This window comes from Buttiauxella sp. WJP83, assembly GCF_027594725.1.
GTDB lineage: Bacteria > Pseudomonadota > Gammaproteobacteria > Enterobacterales > Enterobacteriaceae > Buttiauxella > Buttiauxella selenatireducens.
The window spans coordinates 515,208-539,854 of record NZ_CP110080.1; the positions used below are offsets into that span (position 1 = coordinate 515,208).

A 24,647-nucleotide genomic window follows, 5' to 3' on the forward strand; every position below is an offset into this window, starting at 1 on the left:
CCCCTATGTCTTTTGAAGGTCTGCCAACAGATCTTCAAAAGACAATTTCCCTGCTACTAGCATCTCTTTTTGCGCTTTAGTCAGCTGTTTTATACGGTATTCCAGGCGCAAAGCCGATGAGCGATCGCCTACCAGATGGCTAAACGCCAATTTCAGTTCACCTTTTCCGCGTAGCGCTTTCGCCCCTTTTCCAGACTGGTGTTGACCAAAACGACGCACGACATCGGTAGTGATGCCGGTATACAAACGGTTATCGAGGGTGCGGACTAAATAGAGATACCAGGGAGACATAAGTCAGGCGCATAATTGACGTTTTCCGCAGAATATCACTCTTCAGGTTGCACATGGAAACTCTCGATGCCATCGGTCGCTGGCTGAACAAACAGCATGTACTGACTTACTGCGCAGGCAGCAATGGCGATTTATGGTGCGCCAACGCGTTTTATTTATTCGATGAACAACGTACTGCGTTTTATCTGTTGAGCGAAACTCACACCCGGCACGGCGAGTTGATTGGCAAACAGGCCAATGTTGCCGGAACCGTCAACGGACAACCGAAAACGGTCGCGTTAATTCGGGGCGTGCAGTTTCGTGGCAAAATCACGCTGATTGATGATGAAACAGAAGCCGCAACGCTGCGTATTCGCTACTGCAAACGGTTCCCGGTGGCGAGAGTGATGAAAGCTCCTGTCTGGGAAATTCGCCTCGATGAGATAAAAATGACCGACAACACGCTCGGATTTGGGAAAAAACTCCACTGGCTGCGAGATGACACTAAGCTTGTTGAATAAGCGACAGGAGATCTTATGAGCCAGGTTTTACTCACAGGGGCAACGGGCCTCATTGGTGGCCATCTGTTACGCATGCTGATTGACGAGCCGCAAGTCAGCCACATCGTTGCGGCAACACGTCGTCCCTTGCCTGCGATGAACAAAGTCACCAATCTCTACGATCCCCAGTTGAGTGATGTGCTCACCCAATTAACTGAGCCGATTGATACGGTTTTCTGCTGCCTCGGCACCACCATGAAAGAAGCTGGCAGCAAAGATGCTTTTGTATTAGCGGATTACACGCTGGTGGTGGATACCGCGATAACCGGCTTGCGTCTGGGTGCAAAACATATGCTGGTGGTCAGCGCTATCGGAGCAAACAGCAAATCGCCGTTCTTCTACAACCGGGTAAAAGGGGAAATGGAAGAAGCGCTGATTGCACAAGAGTGGCCGCGCCTGACCATTGCCCGCCCGTCTATGCTACTTGGGCATCGTGAATCACAGCGCTTTAATGAATCGCTGTTTGCGCCGTTGTTTAAACTGATGCCGGGTAAGTGGAAATCAATTGAGGCAAGGGATGTGGCGAAGGCGATGCTTTATGAAGCATTTACTTCCTCGCGTGATGGCCTGAATATCCTGGATTCGCGTGAGTTACGGGAAATTGCCGCAAGGGCATAAATCCAGGTGATAAAAAAAGCCCTTTCGGGCTTTATCGCAAATGATGAACAACCTGGTTACTGCTGCCACGCCAGATAAGCGCCGGGTCTTTCAAATCCTGCACGAATTTGCCGTCGATAAGCACGTTAATCAAATCCACCACTTCGCGCTGAGCCGCAGTTAACTCATCAAGCTTATAACCGGTCCACATCCAGATATCTTTACCGGGGCATTCTTCACGTACTCGCTTCACGAGTTTCAGCACATCCGCAACATTTTGTGGATGAAGCGGATCGCCACCCGAAAGCGATAAACCCTGGCGGCGAATGCGGGTGTCGTTAAGATCGACAATGATCCTGTCTTCCATTTCCGGCGTGAAAGCCATACCGGAATTCAGCCGCCAGGTGCTTTTGTTGTAGCACCCAGGGCATTCATGCACGCAGCCTGAAACAAACAATGTGCAGCGGGTTCCTGGTCCGTTGACGATGTCGACGGGGTAGTATTGATGGTAATTCATTTCTGGTTCTCTAATGAGTACGCTGGTGCCCTCACCCCAGCCCTCTCCCACGGGGAGAGGGAGGAAAGCAGATTTGTCCCCTCTCCCTTGAGGGAGAGGGTTAGGGTGAGGGGGAAAATCGCATGAAGGATTAGCCGATTTGTCCGTTACCCAAATGCTTCACACGACGCTTCACTTCTTCTTGCTTACCGGCGTTAAACGGACGGGCATCCGGGCTGCCGAGGTAGCCACAAACCCTGCGGGTAACGGAGACGCGAGCCGCATCATGATTGCCGCATTTCGGGCACGTGAAGCCTTTGCTGGTGCATTCAAATTCACCGGTAAAGCCGCACTCGTAGCACTCATCAATTGGCGTGTTGGTGCCGTAATACGGAACGTGCTGGTAGCTATAATCCCAGACATCTTCCAACGCTTTCAGGTTGTGCTGAATGTTAGGGTATTCGCCGTAACAGATGAAGCCGCCGTTCGCCACAGGTGGGTACGCGGCTTCAAAGTCGATTTTGTCGTAAGGGTTAACTTTCTTCTCAACGTCTAAGTGGAAGCTGTTGGTATAGTAACCTTTATCGGTCACGCCTGGCACCACACCAAACTCAGCGGTATCAAGGCGGCAGAAGCGGTCGCACAGGTTTTCACTTGGTGTGCTGTACAGGCTGAAGCCGTAGCCGGTTTCTTCTTTCCAGCTGTCAGTTGCCTGACGCAGGCGCTCAACAATCGCCACCGCTTTCGCGCGCAGTTCTTCGCTGTCGTAAACGTGCTGATTACCAAACAACGCATTCACGGTTTCGTGGATGCCGATGTAACCCAGCGAAATAGACGCACGGCCATTTTTGAAGATCTCAGAAACGTCGTCGTCCGCTTTCAGGCGCACGCCGCAAGCCCCTTCCATATACAGGATTGGCGCAACGCGAGCTTTCACACCTTCCAGACGGGCAATACGCGTCATCAGGGCTTTATAGGCTAGCTCCAGGCGGTCATCAAGAAGCGTCCAGAAAGTCGCTTCGTCGCCTTTGGCTTCCAGCGCGATACGCGGCAAGTTAAGGCTGATAACGCCGATGTTGTTACGGCCATCGTGAATTTGCTCGCCGTTTTCTTCATACACGCCGAGGAAACTACGGCAGCCCATCGGAGTTTTGAACGAGCCGGTCACTTTCACAACCTGGTCATAGTTCAGGATATCTGGGTACATGCGCTTGCTGGCACATTCCAGAGCCAGCTGCTTGATGTCGTAGTTCGCATCGCCAGCTTTGTGGTTCAGGCCATCTTTAATCGCGAAGACCAGTTTCGGGAATACGGCCGTTTTGCGGTTTTTGCCCAGACCTGCAATACGATTACGCAGAATCGAGGTCTGAATCAGGCGCGATTCCCAGCTGGTTCCCAGACCAAAACCGAAGGTGACAAATGGCGTTTGGCCGTTAGCGGTATGCAGCGTATTGACTTCATATTCCAGTGACTGGAAGGCGTCGTAACACTCTTTCTCAGTACGGGAAAGCGCATAACCTTCGGCATCCGGGATCTGCCATTCTTCAGCCGTCTGACGATGCTTTTCGAAGCTTGCGGTGACAAACGGTGCGAGCACTTCATCAATACGGTTGATGGTGGTGCCACCGTAAATGTGGCTGGCAACCTGGGCAATGATTTGTGCCGTTACCGCCGTAGCGGTAGAGATGGATTTCGGCGGCTCAATTTCAGCATTACCCATCTTAAAGCCGTGCGTCAGCATGCCTTTGAGATCGATAAGCATGCAGTTGAACATCGGGAAGAACGGAGAGTAATCGAGATCGTGGTAGTGGATATCGCCACGTTCGTGCGCCAGCACCACATCACGCGGCAACAAATGCTGTGAAGCATAGTGTTTTGCCACAATCCCGGCTAACAGGTCACGTTGAGTCGGGATAACCTTGCTGTCTTTGTTCGCATTTTCGTTGAGCAAGGCGGAGTTGGTTTGTTCTACCAGGCCACGGATTTCCTGGTTTAAACGGCCACGTTTCTCACGTTCAATATCACGGTCGTGACGATATTCGATGTATGCGCGTGCCAGCTGCTTGTAGTCGCCCGCCATCAGTTGGTTTTCAACGGCAGTCTGGATTTCGCGAATATCAACCTGACTGCGGCCTTCCATCTGAGCACGCACAATATCTGCGACGGTGGCGCAATAGTCTGCGTCATCGACTCCCGCTGCTTTAGCTGCACGAAGAATAGCTTCTTTAATGCGCTCTGATGTGAAAGGCACTTTGCACCCGTCTCTTTTCATCACATGCGGTGTCATGATCTCTCCGTTTTTAAAATAGGTTATCCACAAAAGGATGTAACAGCCCGGAAGCAGATATAGGTGAGTATTGCCAAAGACTTCCGGATTTCGGCCCACTTTATCCACAGTTAATCCCCAGAGTTATGCTGTGGGCTGTATCATTATAGTAGATGGTAAATACAACATATTGGGCCGGCGTGCATTTTAAGGTCTATATGTAGTGATTTGCATCAAAGATGTTTGTGATTTTATTGATTCAGGACAAAGTAATTTGAGCGGTGCAGGAAGGATGGGGATGAGCAAAAATGCGGAGGAGTTTTTTAGGAGAAATACTCGCCAGCTTGCGAGTCATAACTCAACAATGAAAGATTTTGATGAGGTCTGTCTGAAAGAACAGACCTCACCAGGAACAGATTATTGCAACCAATAAACCGCTTCAAATGGCCTTAAACTTATCTCGCCAGGGTTAGGTGCCGCATCAGCGTAGTTCTTCATCAGCACTTCCCAGTTGCCTTCGAAGGCTTCTGGCGTCCACCACTGATTCTCACGACTTAGGTTTGCCGCAACGACCAGCGTTTGCCCTTGCCACTCGCGACGATAACACCACAAATAAGGATGCTCAGGCAGTAAGTCCTGATAGTTACCCCAGGTGAAGACAGGGTTAGCCTTGCGCAGCTTAATCAGCTGTTGATAAGCATAAAACACCGAGTCAGGGTCATTCACTGCGGCTTTGGCATTGATAGTTTGATAGTTATCGCACAGGTTGATCCACGGCGTCCCGGTGGTAAATCCTGCATTTTCTCCATCGTCCCACTGCATCGGCGTACGGCTGTTATCGCGGGATTTACTGGCGAGGATCGCCAACAGATTGTCGCTGTCCCGGCCCTGCGCGCGTAGCTCGGCGTACATGTTGTGGCTTTCGACATCGCGGTAATCAATGATGCGTTTGAAATGCGGATTGGTCATCCCCAGCTCTTCGCCCTGATAGATATACGGCGTTCCCTGCATACCGTGCAGCACCATCGCCAACATTTTCGCCGCCGGAACACGCAGTTCACCTTCGTCACCAAAGCGCGACACAATGCGTGGCTGATCGTGGTTACACCAGAACAACGCATTCCATGCGACGTTGTGCATCCCCTGTTGCCAGTGGCTAAAAATGGCTTTCAGCGCCACGTAATCAGGCGCTGCCAGGGTCCATTTTTGCCCACCAGGATAATCCACTTTCAGGTGATGGAAGTTAAACGTCATCGACAGTTCATTGCTGTTGAGTGCTGCATATTGCTGGCAGTTGTCGAGCGTGGTCGACGACATTTCGCCTACGGTCATCAGCTCACGTGGAACAAACACATCGCGGCTCATTTCTTGTAGATATTCGTGAACTCGTGGCCCGTCGGTATAGAACCGACGGCCATCCCCGCTTTCAATATCGTTCGGGAAATCCTGGTCTTTGGAGATAAGGTTAATCACGTCGAGACGCAGGCCATCCACGCCACGATCGGCCCAGAATTCACAAACCTTTTTCAGCTCGGCGCGCACTTGCGGGTTCTCCCAGTTGAGATCCGCCTGCTCTGGCGCAAACAGGTGCAGATAATACTGGCCGCTCTCTGCGTGCCAGCGCCACGCATTACCGCCAAATTTAGAGCGCCAGTTGTTGGGCAAAATGTCCGGCGTACCGTCGCGCCAGATATAAAATTCGCGGTACGGGCTGTCCTTATTAAGCGACTCGTGGAACCAGGCATGCTGCGTGGAAGTATGGTTAAACACCATATCCAGAATGATGCGAATGCCGCGCTCATGAGCGCCTGCGACCAGCAAATCAAAGTCATCCAACGTGCCGTAGGTATGATCGATTGCACAGTAGTTTGCCACGTCATAGCCATTATCGATCTGCGGCGAGACATAAAACGGCGTCAGCCAAATCGCATCAACGCCCAGCAGTTTGAGATAATCAAGGCGCTTAATGACGCCGATTAAGTCGCCGGTTCCATTGCCGGTGGTATCCTGGAAACTCTTCGGGTAGATCTGGTAGATGACACCATGTTGCCACCACGGGGGAGTTGTATTCATAGCACTTTCCTAAATCTAAGGGGCCGCTGACGGCCCCAATAAAAACTAAACCACTAACAGCGTGCCCTGACGGTGTTTGCGTTTGTACATCACGCTGGTCAATACAATTGGCACGATCACAGCGATCAAAATTGCGAGGGAATAGACTTCCCAGTAACGCGGCTGAATGGACAAAATGCCCGGCAAGCCGCCAACGCCAATCCCATTCGCCATCACGCCGCTCAAACCACACAGCAAGCCAGCCAGACCTGAGCCGATCATTGCGCACAGCATTGGGAATCGGTATTTCAGGTTGATGCCGTACATCGCCGGTTCGGTCACGCCGAGGTAGGCCGAGATCGCCGCCGGAACGGAAATCTCACGTTCGTTATGTTTACGGCTACAAATAATGATGCCGACGACCGCGGACGCCTGCGCAATGTTCGACAGAGCAATCAATGGCCACACCGGTGTGCCACCCATGCTCTGAATCATCTGCATATCAATGGCGAGCGTTGTCTGATGCACACCGGTAATCACCAGGGGTGCGTACAGGAAGCCAAACAGCGCGGCACCAATCGGGGCAAAGCTGCCGGTCATCAAGTGACGAACCGCAAAGGCCACACCGTCACCAATCCAGCGACCAAACGGGCCGATAAACGCATGTGCCAGGAATACCGCCAGAATCAATGAACACACAGGCACTACTACAAGATAGAGGTAATCTGGCACGATGCGTTTCAGACGCGTCTCAATAAAGCCTAAAGCCAGGCCCGCCAGCAGTGCTGGGATCACCTGCGCCTGGTAGCCCACTTTCTCGATAGTAAACAGGCCAAAGTTCCACACTTCAGGAATTTTGCTACCCAATTCATAGGCATTCATCAACTGCGGTGAGACCAGCGTGACGCCAAGGACTATCCCAAGGATAGGTGTCCCACCCACTTTTCGCACAGCAGACCAGCAAATACCGACCGGCAAATAGAAGAAAATCGCCTCGCCAATCAGCCATAAAAAGTTATAAATCGATTGTAACGACGGGTACATTTGCGCAAGCGTCTGCCCGTTGCTCATCGGTAAATCGCCGATAACGTTACGGAAACCTAAGATCAAGCCACCGCTTATCAAGGCCGGTAACAGAGGGAAGAAGATCTCAGCGAAATGGGAGATCAACTGCTCATGCCATTTCATGTTCTGGCGTGCCGCGAGTTTGGCTTGTTCTTTATCTGCCGTGCTATGCCCCGTGGTGGCGATCAACGCCTGATAGTAATCACCCACCTCTGGACCAATCACCACCTGGAACTGCCCGGCATTGGTAAAGCAACCTTTGACCATCGGCAGCTCTTCGATCTCTTTTGGTCTGGCAATGGCGGGGTCGTTGAGCACAAAACGCAGTCGCGTAATGCAATGACTGACGGTTGCGATATTGGCACGCCCGCCGACAAGGTCTACCAGCTTGTCTATATCCTGTTGTTTCACTTTGGCCATGATGATGTCCCGAGGTGTTAGTAACTGCCTGCAAGGTTATCTTTTAATCTTTTCTTCTAAAATGGGAACGTTCCCGAAACAGGGCGACGATCACAATAAACCGTAAACGAAGGGGATTACTGCAACGATCCAGGGATAACGATCTGCCGGAGATCGCACGTTTGAGTGATTTGGCCGATCAACTGCCTTGCAGCCTGACGACCCGCTTCGGCGTAGCCCGGATCAACGGTGATAATCTCTGGATGGAGGAATTTCATCAGCGGTGTGCTGCCGACGCTCGCCAATTGCAGGCCGGTATGTTGATGTTCTTGCAGATATTTACTGGCACCCAAAGCGAGGGTATCGGTGGCGCACACCAGGGCAGTGGTGGCGGGTGTCAGCACTTCCTCAACATGATCATAGCCTTGTTTCATTGCCAGACCTGGCAGCACAAACTCAGGCGTCAGCTGGTGGGTGTTGCAGAAGGCAAGATAGGCCTGATGGCGACGGTAACCGGTGGTGACATCACTATGGGGAACACCGAGGAAACTTATCTGACGATGCCCTTGTTCATAAAGATGTGCCATTAAAATATTGATGGCCCCCTCATCGTCATAACACACAGAGGCAAACCCTTTCGCGTCCCGGGCCATCAGAACCAGTGTTGACTGCCACGGCTGCAACATTTTCTCGTTGATACCGGTGAAACCAAACAAAATGACGCCATCAATGTTACGACGCTGCAATACGCCCAAATGCTCTTCAACCATTGTTGGAGAAAACTGACTTTCCATCATGATCGGATCGTAACCTTGCTCGTAGAGCGACGGCAGCATGGTTTGCACCGCGAGGTTTTCTGATAACGAGTCCAGACGCGTCACGATAATGGCAACGACTTTATCGCTCTGCCCACGCATGGCGCGTGCCGAACGGGAAGGGGAGAAACCTTCTTGCTGCATCACCGCTTCCACGCGCTCACGTGTGCGGGCGCTGACCCCGCTTTCATTATTTAGAACCCGCGAGACAGTAGATTTTCCCACACCGCTTAAACGCGCGATGTCTTTGATGGTGAGACGGTTTTGCATTGTTCTGGTTTTTCCATTTTTTCAACGGCTTGTGATTTATACAGCAAAGTCAGGCCATCCAACAAACGACAAAGGGACAAAATCTGGTTTACGTAACGTTTAGATAGACAGGCGTAAGCTATATGCACTTTCATTGTGCCCAGTTGCGTAATGAAAGCATCCCATATTCTTTAACCGGAGGCGACATGGAACCTGATCCCAGTCCAAAACCTGTAATGACAGGAACCCTCCGGTAAGACACTCTTCTTTGAAGCGGCTGCCTTACCGGATTGCGTAAGGCAGTGGCACTACCCATCATACTTCAAGCCGCAGGAGCGTTGGCTGCACTCACAAACCCGAATCACTTACCTAAGTAAGCTCATCGGGATTTGCTCAATTGCCGCCTTCCTGCACCTCGAATTATTTTGGGTATAACGATCTTTCGATTATGTCTCTGCTGAAAAATAAAATTGGCCTGCAAGGCAAGGAATAGCCGCGCCTGCATGTCACCAGGTACCGCATATTGTGGTGCCGAGGGGCTACTATGCTGTTAAAAAATCTGACCCGGCAGTTGTTTGCACAACTTAGCCGCCACCTGCCTCGTCGCTTGATCCAACGCGACCTGATGCTGGACGACAACACCGTTGCACAGGCACAAGAGATACCCGCTTCTCTGAGCGAATCCTGCCTGAAATATGCCGCAGCTTCTGACGAACAACTGTATCGCGATTTCCAGAGCCATCCTGAAGGGCTGAATGCGCGGGAAGTTGAAAGCGCTACCGAACGTCATGGCCCGAATCAAATCCCGGCGCAGAAAGCGTCGCCTTGGTGGGTTCATCTGTGGCTGTGCTACCGAAATCCTTTCAATCTCTTACTGACTATTCTCGGCATTTTCTCCTACTCGACTGAGGATCTTTTTGCCGCAGGCGTGATAGCACTGATGGTAGTGATTGCGACCTTGCTGAACTTCGTTCAGGAAGCGCGCTCCACCAAAGCGGCGGATACCTTAAAAGCGATGGTCAGCAACACAGCGACCGTGCTGCGTGTGGTTAATGAAAACGGCGAAAATGCGTTTGTGGAAATCTCGCTCGATAAGCTGGTGCCGGGCGATATCGTTAAACTTGCCGCAGGAGACATGATCCCTGCGGATCTGCGTGTGTTGCAGGCGCGCGATCTTTTCGTTAGCCAGGCGTCACTGACTGGCGAATCGTTACCGGTTGAAAAGGTCGCGGTTGCCCGTGATATGTCGCACAACAACCCGCTGGAATGCGACACGTTGTGCTTTATGGGCACCAACGTCGTGAGTGGTACGGCGCTTGCGATGATTATCGCCACGGGTGGCAACACCTGGTTTGGCCAACTGGCCGGGCGTGTCACTCAACAAGAAAGCGAGCCGAATGCCTTCCAGAAAGGGATCAGCCGGGTGAGCTGGGTGCTTATCCGCTTCATGCTGGTGATGACGCCTATCGTATTGCTGATTAATGGCTTCACTAAAGGTGACTGGTGGGAAGCGGCGCTGTTCTCGCTCTCTGTCGCGGTGGGTTTGACGCCTGAAATGTTGCCGATGATTGTCACCTCGACGCTGGCTCGCGGTGCGGTAAAACTCTCTAAACAGAAAGTGATCGTCAAGCACCTCGATGCGATTCAGAACTTTGGTGCGATGGATATTCTGTGCACCGATAAAACCGGCACGCTGACGCAAGACCGCATTGTTCTGGAATCTCACACCGATATTCTTGGTGCGGTGAGCAACCATGTTTTGCATACCGCGTGGCTTAACAGCCATTACCAGACCGGGCTGAAAAACCTGCTGGATGTGGCGGTACTGGAAGGCGTTGAAGAAGAGAGTGCGCGCAACGCCGCAGCACGCTGGCAGAAAGTGGATGAGATCCCCTTCGACTTTGAACGCCGCCGCATGTCGGTGGTGGTCTCTGAGCAGCCGGAAGTGCACCAGTTGATCTGCAAAGGCGCGTTACAGGAGATCCTCAATGTTTGTACGCAAGTTCGCTACGGTGATGAAATCGTGCCGCTTAGCGATTCCCTGCTGGCGCGCATTCGTCGTGTGACCGACGATCTGAACCGCCAGGGTTTGCGTGTGGTGGCCGTTGCCACCAAATTCCTGCCTGCTAAATGTGAAGATTACGGTCGTGCCGATGAATCGGATCTGATTCTGGAAGGTTACATCGCGTTCCTGGATCCACCGAAAGAAACCACCGCACCAGCCTTGAAAGCGCTAAAAGAAAGCGGGATCACCGTGAAGATCCTGACCGGTGACAGCGAACTGGTCGCCGCGAAAGTGTGCCGCGAAGTCGGGCTGGATGTGGGTGAAGTTGTCATCGGCAGCGAAATCGAGAATATGGCAGATGTTGACCTTGCCGCTCTGGCATTACGCACAACACTGTTTGCCCGCCTAACACCTATGCACAAAGAGCGCATTGTGCGCCTGCTGCGTGGAGAAGGGCATGTAGTGGGCTTTATGGGCGATGGCATCAACGACGCACCGGCATTACGTGCGGCCGACATTGGCATTTCAGTGGATGGCGCGGTGGATATTGCTCGTGAGGCTGCCGATATCATCCTGCTGGAAAAAAGCCTGATGGTGCTGGAAGAAGGCGTGATTGAAGGGCGCAGAACCTTCGCCAACATGCTGAAATACATCAAAATGACCGCCAGTTCTAACTTCGGTAACGTGTTCAGCGTGCTGGTGGCCAGCGCCTTCCTGCCGTTCCTTCCGATGCTGCCGCTGCACTTACTGATTCAGAACCTGCTGTACGATGTCTCCCAGGTGGCGATTCCGTTCGATAACGTCGATGACGAGCAAATCAAGAAACCGCAGCGCTGGAACCCGGCGGACTTAGGGCGCTTTATGGTGTTCTTCGGGCCAATCAGTTCTATCTTCGACATTCTGACATTTTGCGTCATGTGGTGGTTGTTCAAGGCTAACGTGCCGGAAATGCAAACCCTGTTCCAGACCGGTTGGTTCGTGGTGGGTCTGCTGTCGCAAACATTGATTGTGCATATGATTCGTACCCGTCGGATTCCGTTCATTCAAAGCCGTGCCGCGTGGCCATTAATGATCATGACGCTGGTGGTGATGGTGGTCGGAGTTAGCCTGCCGTTCACACCACTGGCAAGCTACCTGCAACTTCAGGCGCTGCCGCTGAGCTACTTCCCATGGCTTATCGCCATTCTTACGGGATACATGACGCTCACCCAGTGCATGAAAGGGTTCTTCAGCCGTCGTTACGGCTGGCAGTAATACCCATCATCCTTCAAGCTGCAGGGGTGTTGGCTGCAGACGCTCACCCCAGTCACTTACTCAAGTAAGCTCCTGGGGATTCTCGTCCTGGCCGCCTACCTGCAACTCGAATGCTAATGGGTATAGTTAATACCTGCGAGATGTGATCGGCATCTCGCCATTTCCTTCCATAGTCTTGATGAATATTTCGACGCGTGTTACCAGAGTGTTTTGCTGTTTTCTGGCCCGTCACTGTTAAAGGAATATTCATGTTTAAATCAATACGTTTGAGCTTGCTGGCTGGTTGTATTGCGGCAACCTGTCAGGCTTGGGCGGCACCGGCAGGCGATCTGCCGTTAATGCCCTGGCCGCAGCAAGTTGACCGCCCGGCGGCGGATGGATCGCTGGTTCTTGATAACGCCATTTCAATTAAAATTAGCGGCGATAAACTGCCTGGTGCCACAGAGCGCTGGCGTCAGCGAATTTCTCAACAGACCGGATGGCAACTGCAACCGGCTCAGGCCAACCCTGACAAACCCACCATTGATATCCAAATCAAAACAGCCGTTGCCTCTTTACCCAAACTCGACAGCGACGAAAGCTACGAATTAAGCGTTACAGCAGAAGGGGTAGAACTCTCGGCAAACACGCGTTTCGGTGCCATGCGCGGCATGGAAACCCTGTTACAGCTCATTCAGAATGGCCCGGAAAATACCGCGATTCCGTTTGTGACCATCAAGGATAAACCGCGTTTCCCGTGGCGTGGTTTGTTAGTCGATTCCGCCCGTCATTTCATGCCAGTTAAAGATATTCTGCGTCAGTTAGATGGCATGGCAGCTGCCAAAATGAACGTCTTTCACTGGCATTTGACGGACGACCAGGGCTGGCGCTTTGCTTCCACCGCGTATCCAAAATTGCAGCAACTGGCCAGTGACGGGGATTTTTACACCCAGGCGCAGATGAAAGAAGTGGTGCGCTATGCCACTTCACTGGGGATCCGCGTGGTGCCAGAAATGGACTTGCCGGGCCACGCTTCCGCTATTGCGGTGGCGTATCCAGAATTGATGAGTGCGCCGGGACCTTACCAAATGGAGCGCCATTGGGGTGTGTTAAAGCCGCTGCTTAATCCTACCAACGACGCTGCCTATAAGTTTGTGGATACATTAATTGGTGAGCTGACCGCTATTTTCCCGGACAACTATTTGCACATTGGTGGTGATGAAGTCGATGACGAACACTGGAAAGCATCACCCCAAATTCAGGCATTTATGAAGCAGCATAATCTGGGTGACACCCACGCCTTGCAGACTTACTTCAACCAGCGACTGGAAAAGATCCTCGAAAAACATCATCGCCAGATGATGGGGTGGGATGAGATTTATCACCCGGAATTACCGAAAAATATCCTGATCCAATCCTGGCAAGGGCAGGACGCTTTAGGGACGGTTGCGGCGAACGGTTATAAAGGCATCCTCTCTACCGGATTTTACGTGGATCAGCCGCAATCGACCGCGTACCACTATCGCAATGAGATCCTGCCGCAAGGGCTTAATGGCATCGATACTATTACCGCTGCGGATAGCGCTCAAAGTTGGTTCTTCAGTATGCCGCGTCTGAAAGGCAAAGCAGTAGAAGGCAGTTTTACTCTGGTGAACAGCGAAAAGGCCTGGCGTGGATTCATCGACTTCAAAGGAAAATCCCGCCGTGCAGTGCGTGATATTGAGTGGTTAAGCCCGACTCAAGTGACCTTTACCGTTGATACCTGGATGGGGGAAATGCGTCCGGTATTAACTCTGGATAACGATAAATTGAGCGGTTATTTGCTGGTGGGCAACGTGCGTTATCCGGCCACCGGACAGAAACTGGATAATATTCCGGATGGCATCCAGCCGGTGGTGCCAACGCCTGAACAGATGACCAATATTCTCGGTGGTGAAGCGGCACTCTGGGCAGAAAACGTGATATCGCCATTGCTGGATATCAAACTGTGGCCGCGCACGTTTGCGGTGGCAGAACGTTTCTGGTCGGCCGAAGATGTGAAAGACATCGATAACATGTACCAGCGTTTGCAGGCGATAGACGCATGGTCGAGCGTATCTGTTGGTTTGCAGCAGCACACGGCGGCCACTCAACAGCTGACGCGCCTTGCGGGCACACCGGACATTATGCCGCTGCAAATTTTGTCTCAGGCTGTTGAACCGGCGCAGTACTACACGCGCCAGCATCTGAAATTCCAGGCGGGAAATTACCATCACTTCGAACCGCTAAACCGTTTTGCGGATGCGTTAGGTGCAGAAAGTACGCAGGTGCGGGCGCTGGATCGGTGGGTCGATAAGCTCATCGCCGATCCGGAAGACGGTAACAGCGCGGATTCTCTGCGCCATACTTTTGCGCGCTGGCAGAGTAACACCTCAGATGTGCTGGAACTTATCGACGGGAATTATCAGCTCAAGGCATTAAAACCGGTGGCTGAGAATGTCGATAAACTGGCGGGCATGGGGCTGCGATTAACGGATCTGGTAGCGAAACAGGGGACGTTGAGTGCGGACGAATCTCATGCGATTCAAAAACAGCTCGATGACGCAGCACAAACACAGGATGAAGTGGTGATTGCGGCGGTTTATCCGTTGCAGAAACTTTTGCGGGCGTGTGTGAAGTAAATTGATTTTTGTAGGGCGGGTAGGTTTGACTCACCCGCCACTACAACTTAATCGTTAGCGGCGGATAGCAATCGCTTCGATTTCAATTTTCACATCTTTTGGCAGACGAGCGACTTCTACGCAAGAACGCGCTGGGAAAGTTGCTTTGTGCTCAGTAAAGAAGGCTTCGTAAGTCGCATTGACGGTTGCGAAGTCATTCAGGTCTTTCACGAAAACGGTCGTTTTAACGATATCGCCCACTTTCAGGCCAGCCGCTTCAACGATGGCTTGCACATTTTCCAGTGACTGACGCGCTTGTGCAGCGACATCTTCTGGCACGCTACCTGTTTTCGGGTTAACAGGGATCTGACCAGACGTGATAATCATGCTGCCAAGATCTACACCCTGAACATATGGGCCGATAGCTGCTGGTGCGTTTTCGGTGCTGATAGTACGAGAAGACATTTTCAATCCTTATAAGAAGTGACAAAAGCTCCCGTCCATTATAAGGACGAGAACTATCCCGGCAATGATTAATCAGCCAGCACAACGTAATGTGCGAACTCCTTCTCACAATATTTGCATTTGAGGCTGATACTTTCGTCGCGTTTTTTCACTGCGAATGAAGAATGAACAGGTTCGCTGCGGCTGATGCAGTTGGTGTTTGGGCAGACCAGCACTTTATCAATGCGCGAAGGCAGGCTCGGTTTGCTTTTGCCGACCACTTCATATTCATCAATACGGTTTACGGTTGCGTGCGGTGCATACAGCGCCAACTGGTTAACTTGCTCGTCGGTCAGGAAGGTATTTTCGATTTTGATCAGATCTTTACGACCTTGTTCGCGTGACGGCAAGTTCAGGCCGATAGTAATGCGCTGTTCGGTTTCCGTTAACTGGAACAGGGTCAGCAGCTTAAAGCCCACCTGAGCAGGAATATGATCGATAACCGTACCGCGTTTAATCGCTTCAACTTGTAATTTGTTGTCGTGTGTCATCTTAATCTTCCTCTTACTCAAACCAGTTCAGGATTCAAAACTAACGCCAGTAGTGCCTGGCGAGCATAGATACCGTTGCCTGCTTGCTGGAAATACCAGGCGTGAGACGTTTTGTCGACATCCGTGGTGATTTCATCAACGCGTGGCAGCGGGTGCAGGACTTTCATATTTTCGCGCGCATCAACGAGATCGGCAGCACGCAGAACAAACTGCGCCTTCACGTTGGCGTATTCCGACGGGTCAAGGCGCTCTTTCTGTACGCGCGTCATGTACAGAATATCCAGGTCGGCAACCACATCGTCGATAGCTTCGTGGCAGCTCCAGGCAATACCTTTTTCATCCAGCATATCGAGAATGTACTTCGGCATCGCCAGCGCATTAGGTGCGATGAAGTAGAAGCGGTTGCCTTCAAATTTCGCCAGTGCCTGCGCCAGGGAGTGCACGGTGCGGCCATATTTCAGGTCACCAACCATCGCGATATTCAGGTTTTCCAGACGCCCCTGCGTTTCCTGGATGGTAAACATATCCAACAGCGTTTGAGTCGGATGCTGGTTGGCACCGTCACCCGCATTCAGCACCGGTACATTGCCTGAGAATTCAGTGGCCAGGCGCGCCGCCCCTTCTTGCGGATGGCGCATGACGATGGCGTCAACGTAAGTGCTGATGACCGAAATGGTATCGGCCAGGGTTTCGCCTTTTTTACCCAGTGACGTATTGCTGCTGTCTGAGAACCCGACCACTGACGCGCCCAGGCGGTGAATAGCGGTTTCAAAAGAGAGGCGTGTACGCGTTGATGCTTCAAAGAAACAGCTGGCAACCACGATATGTTTTAACAGCTCCGGCTGCGGTTTGGCTTTCAGTTTTGCCGCAGTTGAGAGCACCAGTTCAAGCTCTTCACGACTGAGATCGTTTATGGAAATGATATGTTTTTGATATAGGGGGTTAGCCATGGTTATCTCCTGTTCTCGGGCGTCGGGCAAAAAAAAAGGCCCCTCAACGAGGGGCCTTTGGAATTGATTGAAGCAACGGAAAGAAAAACAGGTTAGCGCCGTCTTTCAGACGACGTGGTGTGGCAATTTTTTGAACACACTGGACCATGCTTCCTCCCGGCAAATTGTGGCGCATTATACGCGTGTAAGAGGACACTTCAAGCGAATAATTCACATATTTTCGCCATTAGCAATCGGTTGCAGTGGGGACATCCACATTTCGAATATCCCCTTTGATTGGCTTAATCAGACTTTCTTCTCACGCAGTTCGAAACGTGGAGAGATCAGACCATACAGCGTCCAACCCAGGAAGGTCACGATGGCACCATACATCATCGCTTCTTCACCGGATGAATACAGCGCGTAGAAACTATACATTGCGCCAATAAACGCAAAGATGTTGGCCAGACGCGCTTTACTCGGATCCACTTTCGCCACTTTCTGGATGATGACTAACGCCGCCATCGACAGGATGTAAGGGATAATATTGGTCACAACCGCCAGGTTAACCAACACGTTGAACTGTTTGTTCAGTGATGGACTGATGGTCATCAAAGACAGCACCGACTGGATGATAACGATAACGATCATGCCTTTTACTGGCGCTTCGGCTTTGGTCAGTTTAGAGAAAACTTTCGGGAAATAACCTTCGTCAGCAGAAGATTTAAATACCTGAGCAATTGTGAACTGCCAGCCCAACAGCGAACCTACGCAGGACATAATCATCAATGCCATGATGATTTTACCCACTGTTGGGGTAAACATCTGAGCAAAGGCTAAACCAAACGGCGCGGTTGAATTGGCCAGATCCATGTTTGGAACGATACCGGCGATAACGTTAGTGGAAACAATATAGATAACCGCAGCACCCAGTGTCCCGCCTAATACGGCGATAGGCACGTTACGCTCTGGGTTTTCAACAACATCTGTGTTCGCACAGGCAGATTCTAAACCTAAGAATGCCCACAGCGTCATGGCGATAGAAGAACCGACGGCTTCAAAGACTGGAAGATGATGCGGGTTCCATGACTCAACATACATCGTTGGACTGAACCAGAACCAACCAATGATTGAAATGCCCACGACAGGAATAATCACACCCCATACCGTTACGCCGCTAATGCGCCCGGTAATGCGTGCACCGCCGAAGTTTGCAACTGTCGCCAGCCACAACACTGCGATTGTTGCGATACAAATCCCGATTGGCGATAACGTGGCATTCAACAATTCTGTACCGTAACCCACTGCGGAAATTGCAATCGCAACGTTCGCAATGAGCAGAGAAACCCCGTAGGTGTAGTTCGCCATAAAGTTGCCAGATTTGCCGAAGGCATATTCTGCATAACCGCCCATACCACCTGATTTGCGGCTGAACATCCCACATTTAGCAAATGCGTAAGCCAGGGCCATAGAGCCCAATGCTGTGACTAACCACGAAACGATGGAAAGTGTACCCACTTCCGCTAATTTGGTTGGCAACATGATGATCCCTGAGCCCATCATGTTTACCGCGGTCAAAATGGTGAGCTGAACCACACCCATTTTGTTGTTGCCCTTAGACTTACTCATAATCTGTTTCCTTTTTACCCTTCATACTTCAAGTTGCATCTTTGTTGGCTGCGTTCACTCACCCAAATCACTTACTTTTGTAAGCTCATCGGGATTCATTCTCTTGCCGCCTCAATGCAACTCGAATTATTTTGGGTATATAAACTTAGGATGTGAAGAACCGCACATCACGGTTCTTCACTGTTTCTTTTTATGGAAAAATCAGTTTTTGCCAGTAACCCTGACGTTTGCTGACTTCAGATTTATTGTTTAATAACATAGCCATAAGCGCGTTTTTTACGATCGTCATCCTGCTTGATATAGACACCCTGTAATTCAGGCGCAAAGCCTGGTAACAGATTGATCCCTTCTTCCAGTGCCAGGAAATAACGCTGCACAGAGCCGCCCCAGATCTCGCCCGGAACAACACATAAAACACCCGGAGGATATGGCAGGGCACCTTCAGCAGCGATACGACCTTCAACCTGAGATAACGCCACTAATTCAACGTTACCGCGTACAAACTCAATGTTTGCCTCTTGAGGGTTCATCACCACTTTCGGGAAGTGATCTTTACGGAACATCTCTTTTTGCAACTGCTTCACGTTATGGCTGACGTACAAGTCATGCATTTCCTGACACAGCTGACGGATGGTGTAGCCTTCGTAACGTTCTTCGTAGGTTTTGTAGATAGATGGAAGCACTTCAGATAACGGAGCATCTTCTTCGATCAAGCGTTCAAAACGAGCGATTTGAGCAACAAGATGCTGCATCTTCGCCATGTCTTCGGCAGGCGTCATCAGGAACAGAATGGAGTTGAGGTCACATTTCTCCGGTACGATGCCGTTCTCACGCAGGAAGTTGGCGAGGATAGTCGCTGGCACACCGAAGCTGTCATATTCACCGGTCTGAACATTGATACCCGGTGTGGTCAGCATCAGTTTGCATGGGTCAACGAAGTATTGATGTTCTGCGTAATTATCAAATGAGTGCCAGCGTTCACCTGGGATGAAGTTGAAGAAACGCAGGTCATTCGCCATGGTTTCAGTATCAAAATCTTCCCACTTACGACCATCGATGGTTTCCGGCACGAACGGACGGATATGTTTGCAGAGTTTTAACAGCAACTTACGGGTTTCAATTCCCACTTTTACGCAGTCCATCCACATGCGCTTACCGCTTTCGCCTTCATGCATTTTGGCGTTAACGTCAAGGGCCGCAAACAGCGGATAGAACGGGCTGGTGGAAGCATGCATCATAAACGCATTGTTCATACGTTTATGATTTACATAGCGAGATTGGCCTTTAATGTGTTTATCTTTTTTATGGATTTGCGAAGTCTGAGAGAAGCCCGCCTGCTGTTTATGTACTGACTGTGTGACCAGGATACCAGGATCATTTTCATTCAGTTCAAGCAACAGAGGTGAACAGTCATTCATCATCGGAATGAATTGCTCGTAACCCACCCATGCGGAGTCAAACAGGATGTAGTCGCACAGATGACCAATCTTATCGACAACCTGACGCGCGTTATAAATTGTACCGTCGTAGGTGCCCAGTTGAATCACTGCCAGACGGAACGGACGCTTTTCAGCGCTACGATTTGGCGCAACTTCACGAACTAAATCACGGAGATATTTTTCTTCAAAGCAGTGGGCATCGATACCGCCGATAAAACCGAACGGGTTACGTGCTGTTTCCAGATAGACAGGTGTCGCGCCAGCTTGAATCAATGCACCGTGGTGGTTGGATTTATGGTTATTACGGTCAAACAGCACCAGGTCGCCCGGTGCTAACAAGGCGTTCAATACCACTTTGTTAGAAGATGAAGTCCCGTTTAATACGAAGTAGGTTTTATCTGCGTTAAACACTTTCGCCGCATGCATCTGAGCAGTACACGGAGCGCCTTCGTGGATCAGCAAATCACCCATTGAGACGTCAGCATTACAAAGGTCAGAGCGGAATAACGTTTCGCCAAAGTAATCAAAGAATTGGCGTCCGGCTGGGTGACGACGGAAGAATTGTCCACCCTGGTGTCCTGGGCAGTCGAAGGCGGCATTACCCTGCTGCACATAGTCCACCAGGCTGCCGAAGAACGGTGGCAGAACTTCTTTCTCATACTTAACCGCAGCGGCTTCAAGTTGTTTGCCGTAGAAATCAACATTTCCATCGCACAGTTCAAACACGCCAGTGACGCGAGGCAACACTTCTGCTGGCAGCTCTTCTTCGCAGCAAACCGCGACAAAGATTGGAATACCGAAACCCGTTTGTTCAATGGTATTCAACATACCCGATGTCGCATCTTTAACGGAAATAACGGCAGCTGACACATCAGTAAAATTAGTATTCGTTATATCGACAGTTTCGCGCTCGGTGTTAAAGCATTCTGTCGTGTTGGTACTCACTGCTATTTTTAATTTTTCCATTTTGATTTTTGTCTCTTGTATTCTGAGTAAGTAAAATTTGGGTATAGCATGGCCGTCAGATATTCCCTCAAGGGAGCCCGATGCTTATTATTTTTTTTAAGGCAATAGTTCCCCGCAATAATTCTTATTATTGAATTACTGAAATGAACCAATAAATGCCAGGTGATTGATTCACCGGATTGGCTTAAATGCTAATTTGGATAGTCGGGCGCTGCACATGAAATGACAGGTAACAACATGCTATTCAGCACGTTACTGAGATTTCAATTGTTCAGTGACCAGCAGGCACGAGTATCCGCATAAGCAGATGCCGTGTGGGGAGTTTACTTAGAGTTGAAAAGATGAAAATCAAAACAGCTACGGTGGATGAGCATCATAATATGTGTAACCCGTCGAATGTGGGGCATGGACTTATTATTGTTTTCCATTTTCTATTTCCTTATATGGTGGGAAATCGAGGCTATTGTAATCAGAGGAATATATAAAACCGTGACATTGGTCACTAAATATTTTTAAGTCCAAAATAAAACATTGTTTTCATTTAAGTTAAATGAATAAAATATCGTTTATCCTGGTTGTTGAAATGTAAAGTAATTATCTCAGGAAAGAAGAATATAAACGAAATTATCACCAGCCATCAGGAACACAGTGCCAGTTCTTGAAAATGAGGCATGTAACCTCACCGTGTTGATAACAAAATGGGTGGGATATGTTAATTATTTGTATCGATAGTGGTTTTTTTCAATAACTCATAACCATTCATTTAAACTATGTGATAGTGCATTTTTATTCATTGTAATTATGTTAGCAATTGATGCTGTATTGAGTTTATTTTATGAAGCATATCTCTGGTTGTTGATCGTTATCTGGTTTTTATCTGCTGTTTTTCTTGGTTTCGTCTCTTAACGATTTGCTGTGAAAACAGTAAAAAATGACAAATTCCGCATAAAAAAGAACAGCCGAATTGAGCAACCCCGAAGCTACGACCATTTTTAGGATGCAGAGCAGATTTTCATAAAAAATTCGTAGCGGCAGAAGTGGAATGCTCGTATAAATACAATAATAAAACATCGTTTCAAAAATAAGGTATCGATCATGATTATTGGCAACATCCACTCTTTGCAATCCTGGCTGCCGGAAGAGCTGCGTCTGGCGATTGAGCACGTTAAACAACACATCACCCCAGAAACGCCACTTGGGAAGCATGATATCGACGGCAATCGCCTGTTTATGCTGGTTTCTGAAGATTCAACACAGCCAATCGAAGATCGTCCAGCGGAATTCCACCAGCGCTATCTGGATATCCAGATTGTGATGCGAGGCCTGGAAGGGATGACGTTTAGCTGTCTGCCTGCGGGCACGCCAGAGACTGACTGGTTGGCGGAGAAAGACATCGCCTTCCTGCCAGAAGGCGTGCAGGAAAAGACGGTCATCTTAAATGAAGGGGATTTCGTGGTGTTTTATCCAGGCGAAGTTCACAAGCCATTGTGTGCGGTGGGCAAACCTGCGCCGGTGCGTAAGGTTGTCGTGAAAATGTTGGTAGAATAGTCCTTCGGATGTCGGGTGGCGCAGCGTCACCCGACAATTAACATCTCAACTCTGTCCCAAAGTCGCAACCATCACAGCTTTAATGGTATGCATGCGGTTTTCAGCCTGATCAAAAACAACGCTGTTCGGTGATTCAAACACCTCGTCTGTCACTTCCATGCCACCGTGCAGACCATACTGTTCCGCCATTTTTTTGCCCATAGTCGTTTGGTCGTCGTGGAATGCTGGCAGACAGTGGAGGAATTTCACCTCAGGGTTGCCGGTCAGTGCCAGCATGGCGCTATTGACCTGATAATCACGTAGCAGATTGATACGCTCCGCCCAAATCTCTTTAGGCTCGCCCATCGACACCCACACATCGGTATAAATGAAGTCGGCACCTTTGACACCCGCAGCTATATCTTCTGTCAGGGTAATATTCCCACCGTTGTGCGCGGCAAGAGCCTGGCATTCTGTGACCAGTTTTTCATCCGGCCAACAGGCCTTCGGCGCGACCAGGCGCAAATTCAACCCCGTCAACGCGGCAGCTTCCAGCATCGAATTGCCCATGTTATTACGCGCATCGCCAGCATAAACCAGCGTCATCTCCTGGAATGTTTTGCCTGGCAGTTGCTCTTGCATGGTCAGCAAATCCGCCAGTAATTGTGTCGGGTGGAATTCATTGGTCAGTCCGTTCCAGACGGGGACACCAGCATACTGCGCCAGGGTTTCAACGATTTCCTGGCCAAACCCACGATACTGAATGCCGTCGTACATCCGGCCTAATACGCGAGCAGTATCCTTAATTGATTCTTTATGCCCAATTTGGCTTCCGCTTGGACCGAGATAAGTAACTCGCGCCCCCTGGTCATATGCGGCAACTTCGAAAGAGCACCTCGTACGAGTCGAGTCTTTTTCGAAGATGAGCGCAATATTCTTACCAGTAAGATGCTGAATTTCAGTGCCTTTCTTCTTATCGTTTTTCAGTTTGGCAGACAGGGCGAGTAATTCTTTAAGTTGTGCAGGGGTGAAATCCAATAATTTTAGAAAATGCTTTTGATAGAAATGACTCATATTTTCCTCTCATGGCATAAGCCGACAATTGAATACAAATTCAATTTATATGTATAGATATTCATTTGCAACCCCGAAAGTAAAATCTTTATCGGGAAAGGTGGAGGCAAACTCAGCCGTGTGTGAAAATAGAAGTATCTGTCTACAAAATTGAGGAAAGGGCCATGGCAAATCCAGAACTGCTGGAAGAGCAACGCGAAGAGACGCGTTTGATTATTGAAGAATTATTGGAAGACGGCAGCGACCCTGACGCGCTGTACACTATCGAGCATCACCTTTCCGCAGACGATTTCGAAACTCTTGAAAAAGCCGCTGTTGAAGCATTCAAAATGGGTTACGAAGTCACTGACCCAGAAGAGCTGGAAGTGGAAGAAGGTGACACGGTTATCTGCTGTGACGTGCTGAGCGAATGTGCGCTGAAAGCCGAGCTGCTGGACGAACAAGTTGAACAACTGCTGAACCTCGCCGAGAAATTCGGTGTGGACTATGACGGTTGGGGCACTTACTTCGAAGACCCGAACGGTGAAGAGGGTGACGAAGAAGGTGACGACGATATCGTCGATGAAGACGACGACGGCGTACGCCACTAATCTCTTTTATGCAGCGGTGCAATGCCGCTGCATATCAAGGATCAATAACGACCAATTATGAATTACCCACAACTTCTCTCTCCGGTACTTAATTTCCTGCATTGCCCAACGCCCGGCGCCTGGATTGAAAAAGCCCGACAGCCAGAGCATTTGCCACTGTTGCTGACGGATCATCTGGTGTGCGAACTCAAAGCGGCGCAAACGGCTATGTTTTTCATTCGTAGATATGTCGCGGATAAAAATAGTGCCCAGGCGTTACTCGACTGGCTTAAACCCTACGAAGATTTCACCTTCCGAGAAGGTAGATCACCGGATTTTGTCGCGCTGCATAAAAGTCTGAGCAAAAGCGTGATGCCAAAAACGGAAAGTGACTGGGGCCAGCAACTTATCGACAGCATGGTCTTGTTGATTAAAGAGGAACTGCACCACTTTTGGCAGGTTCGCGAGATTATGCTCGCCCGCAACATTCCCTATGTGAAAATCACCGCCAGCCGCTATGCCAAAGCGCTGCTGAGCGAAACGCGGACCCACGAGCCGGTGATGTTGGTGGATAAATTGATTTGTGGTGCGTATATCGAGGCGCGTTCATGTGAGCGTTTTGCCGCACTCGCGCCGCATCTGGATGATGAGCTACAGAAGTTCTATTTGTCGCTGCTGCGTTCAGAAGCCCGTCATTATCAGGACTATTTAGCTTTAGCGGAAACGATCGCCGGTAGAGATATCACTGACCGAGTGCGTTTCTTCGGTGAAGTTGAAGCGGCATTAATCAGCAGTCCGGATAGCGAATTTCGTTTTCACAGTGGCGTGCCTGCCGTGTAAAGCGCCAAAGCAAAAGCTTTGGCGGCACATCTG

21 protein-coding genes are annotated in these 24,647 nt (G+C 50.1%); 8 read left to right on the plus strand and 13 right to left on the minus strand.

Annotated elements, in window-relative coordinates; all coding sequences use genetic code 11:
• Positions 1-3: 3 nt before the first annotated feature.
• The gene (locus OH773_RS02485) at positions 4-291 is read right to left on the minus strand and encodes a GIY-YIG nuclease family protein (RefSeq protein WP_183270772.1); all 288 of its coding nucleotides are present in this window, start codon (positions 289-291) and stop codon (positions 4-6) included.
• A 53-nt stretch (positions 292-344) separates the two neighbouring features.
• Here OH773_RS02485 and OH773_RS02490 point away from each other — a divergent pair, with 53 nt between their 5' ends.
• Entirely contained in the window at positions 345-791 is a 447-nt protein-coding gene (locus OH773_RS02490; protein ID WP_270142689.1) for a YhbP family protein, read from the plus strand.
• A 15-nt stretch (positions 792-806) separates the two neighbouring features.
• Positions 807-1,448, plus strand: a complete 642-nt coding sequence (locus OH773_RS02495) for an NAD(P)H-binding protein (RefSeq protein WP_270142691.1) — start codon at positions 807-809, stop codon at positions 1,446-1,448.
• 31 nt (positions 1,449-1,479) lie between these two features.
• Here OH773_RS02495 and nrdG read toward each other — a convergent pair whose 3' ends face one another.
• The gene (gene nrdG / locus OH773_RS02500; RefSeq protein ID WP_270142693.1) at positions 1,480-1,944 is read right to left on the minus strand and encodes an anaerobic ribonucleoside-triphosphate reductase-activating protein; all 465 of its coding nucleotides are present in this window, start codon (positions 1,942-1,944) and stop codon (positions 1,480-1,482) included.
• A gap of 130 nt (positions 1,945-2,074) precedes the next feature.
• Positions 2,075-4,210, minus strand: coding sequence for an anaerobic ribonucleoside-triphosphate reductase (gene nrdD, locus OH773_RS02505; protein ID WP_183270768.1), 2,136 nt, complete (start codon positions 4,208-4,210; stop codon positions 2,075-2,077).
• 202 nt (positions 4,211-4,412) lie between these two features.
• Between nrdD and OH773_RS02510 the strand changes: the two genes are divergently transcribed.
• Positions 4,413-4,622, plus strand: coding sequence for a hypothetical protein (locus OH773_RS02510; RefSeq protein ID WP_270142695.1), 210 nt, complete (start codon positions 4,413-4,415; stop codon positions 4,620-4,622).
• On the opposite strand, the gene treC is transcribed toward OH773_RS02510, so the two are convergent.
• The 3 genes from treC to treR all read right to left on the minus strand — a co-directional run bounded on the left by treC (position 4,607) and on the right by treR (position 8,790).
• Entirely contained in the window at positions 4,607-6,262 is a 1,656-nt protein-coding gene (gene treC, locus OH773_RS02515; RefSeq protein WP_270142698.1) for an alpha,alpha-phosphotrehalase, read from the minus strand. The two genes, OH773_RS02510 and treC, sit on opposite strands and share 16 nt — an antisense overlap.
• A 45-nt stretch (positions 6,263-6,307) precedes the next feature.
• Entirely contained in the window at positions 6,308-7,726 is a 1,419-nt protein-coding gene (gene treB / locus OH773_RS02520) for a PTS trehalose transporter subunit IIBC (protein ID WP_270142700.1), read from the minus strand.
• Positions 7,727-7,842: 116 nt separating this feature from the next.
• Entirely contained in the window at positions 7,843-8,790 is a 948-nt protein-coding gene (gene treR / locus OH773_RS02525) for a trehalose operon repressor TreR (protein WP_270142702.1), read from the minus strand.
• A gap of 526 nt (positions 8,791-9,316) precedes the next feature.
• Between treR and mgtA the strand changes: the two genes are divergently transcribed.
• On the plus strand, positions 9,317-12,028 hold the full coding sequence (gene mgtA, locus OH773_RS02530; protein ID WP_270145650.1) for a magnesium-translocating P-type ATPase: 2,712 nt from the start codon (positions 9,317-9,319) through the stop codon (positions 12,026-12,028).
• 248 nt (positions 12,029-12,276) lie between these two features.
• Positions 12,277-14,667, plus strand: a complete 2,391-nt coding sequence (locus tag OH773_RS02535; protein ID WP_270142704.1) for a beta-N-acetylhexosaminidase — start codon at positions 12,277-12,279, stop codon at positions 14,665-14,667.
• Between the two features lie 54 nt (positions 14,668-14,721).
• On the opposite strand, the gene ridA is transcribed toward OH773_RS02535, so the two are convergent.
• From ridA to speFL, 6 genes are all read right to left on the minus strand, one after another.
• Positions 14,722-15,111 carry a 2-iminobutanoate/2-iminopropanoate deaminase gene (gene ridA / locus OH773_RS02540; protein WP_270142706.1) on the minus strand — a complete coding sequence of 130 codons (390 nt, stop codon included), beginning with the start codon at positions 15,109-15,111 and terminating at the stop codon, positions 14,722-14,724.
• Between the two features lie 68 nt (positions 15,112-15,179).
• Positions 15,180-15,641: an aspartate carbamoyltransferase regulatory subunit gene (pyrI, locus tag OH773_RS02545; RefSeq protein WP_183270762.1), complete on the minus strand. Its 462-nt coding sequence runs from the start codon at positions 15,639-15,641 to the stop codon at positions 15,180-15,182.
• 17 nt (positions 15,642-15,658) lie between these two features.
• A complete protein-coding gene (pyrB, locus tag OH773_RS02550) occupies positions 15,659-16,591 on the minus strand; it encodes an aspartate carbamoyltransferase (RefSeq protein ID WP_270142709.1) in 933 nt (310 codons plus the stop codon).
• A 285-nt stretch (positions 16,592-16,876) separates the two neighbouring features.
• A complete protein-coding gene (gene potE, locus OH773_RS02555) occupies positions 16,877-18,199 on the minus strand; it encodes a putrescine-ornithine antiporter (protein ID WP_270142712.1) in 1,323 nt (440 codons plus the stop codon).
• Between the two features lie 242 nt (positions 18,200-18,441).
• Positions 18,442-20,604: an ornithine decarboxylase SpeF gene (speF, locus tag OH773_RS02560; RefSeq protein ID WP_183270759.1), complete on the minus strand. Its 2,163-nt coding sequence runs from the start codon at positions 20,602-20,604 to the stop codon at positions 18,442-18,444.
• Positions 20,605-20,927: 323 nt separating this feature from the next.
• A complete protein-coding gene (speFL, locus tag OH773_RS02565; RefSeq protein WP_121814831.1) occupies positions 20,928-21,032 on the minus strand; it encodes a leader peptide SpeFL in 105 nt (34 codons plus the stop codon).
• A 667-nt stretch (positions 21,033-21,699) separates the two neighbouring features.
• On the opposite strand from speFL, the gene OH773_RS02570 reads away from it, so the two are divergent.
• Positions 21,700-22,152, plus strand: coding sequence for a YhcH/YjgK/YiaL family protein (locus tag OH773_RS02570; protein ID WP_270142716.1), 453 nt, complete (start codon positions 21,700-21,702; stop codon positions 22,150-22,152).
• A gap of 45 nt (positions 22,153-22,197) precedes the next feature.
• Here OH773_RS02570 and argF read toward each other — a convergent pair whose 3' ends face one another.
• Positions 22,198-23,205, minus strand: a complete 1,008-nt coding sequence (gene argF / locus OH773_RS02575; protein ID WP_270142718.1) for an ornithine carbamoyltransferase — start codon at positions 23,203-23,205, stop codon at positions 22,198-22,200.
• A gap of 164 nt (positions 23,206-23,369) precedes the next feature.
• Here argF and rraB point away from each other — a divergent pair, with 164 nt between their 5' ends.
• Both rraB and miaE read left to right on the plus strand, forming a co-directional pair.
• Positions 23,370-23,795 carry a ribonuclease E inhibitor RraB gene (gene rraB / locus OH773_RS02580; protein ID WP_270142720.1) on the plus strand — a complete coding sequence of 142 codons (426 nt, stop codon included), beginning with the start codon at positions 23,370-23,372 and terminating at the stop codon, positions 23,793-23,795.
• A 57-nt stretch (positions 23,796-23,852) separates the two neighbouring features.
• The gene (gene miaE / locus OH773_RS02585) at positions 23,853-24,614 is read left to right on the plus strand and encodes a tRNA isopentenyl-2-thiomethyl-A-37 hydroxylase MiaE (RefSeq protein ID WP_270142722.1); all 762 of its coding nucleotides are present in this window, start codon (positions 23,853-23,855) and stop codon (positions 24,612-24,614) included.
• The last annotated feature ends 33 nt before the right edge of the window (positions 24,615-24,647 follow it).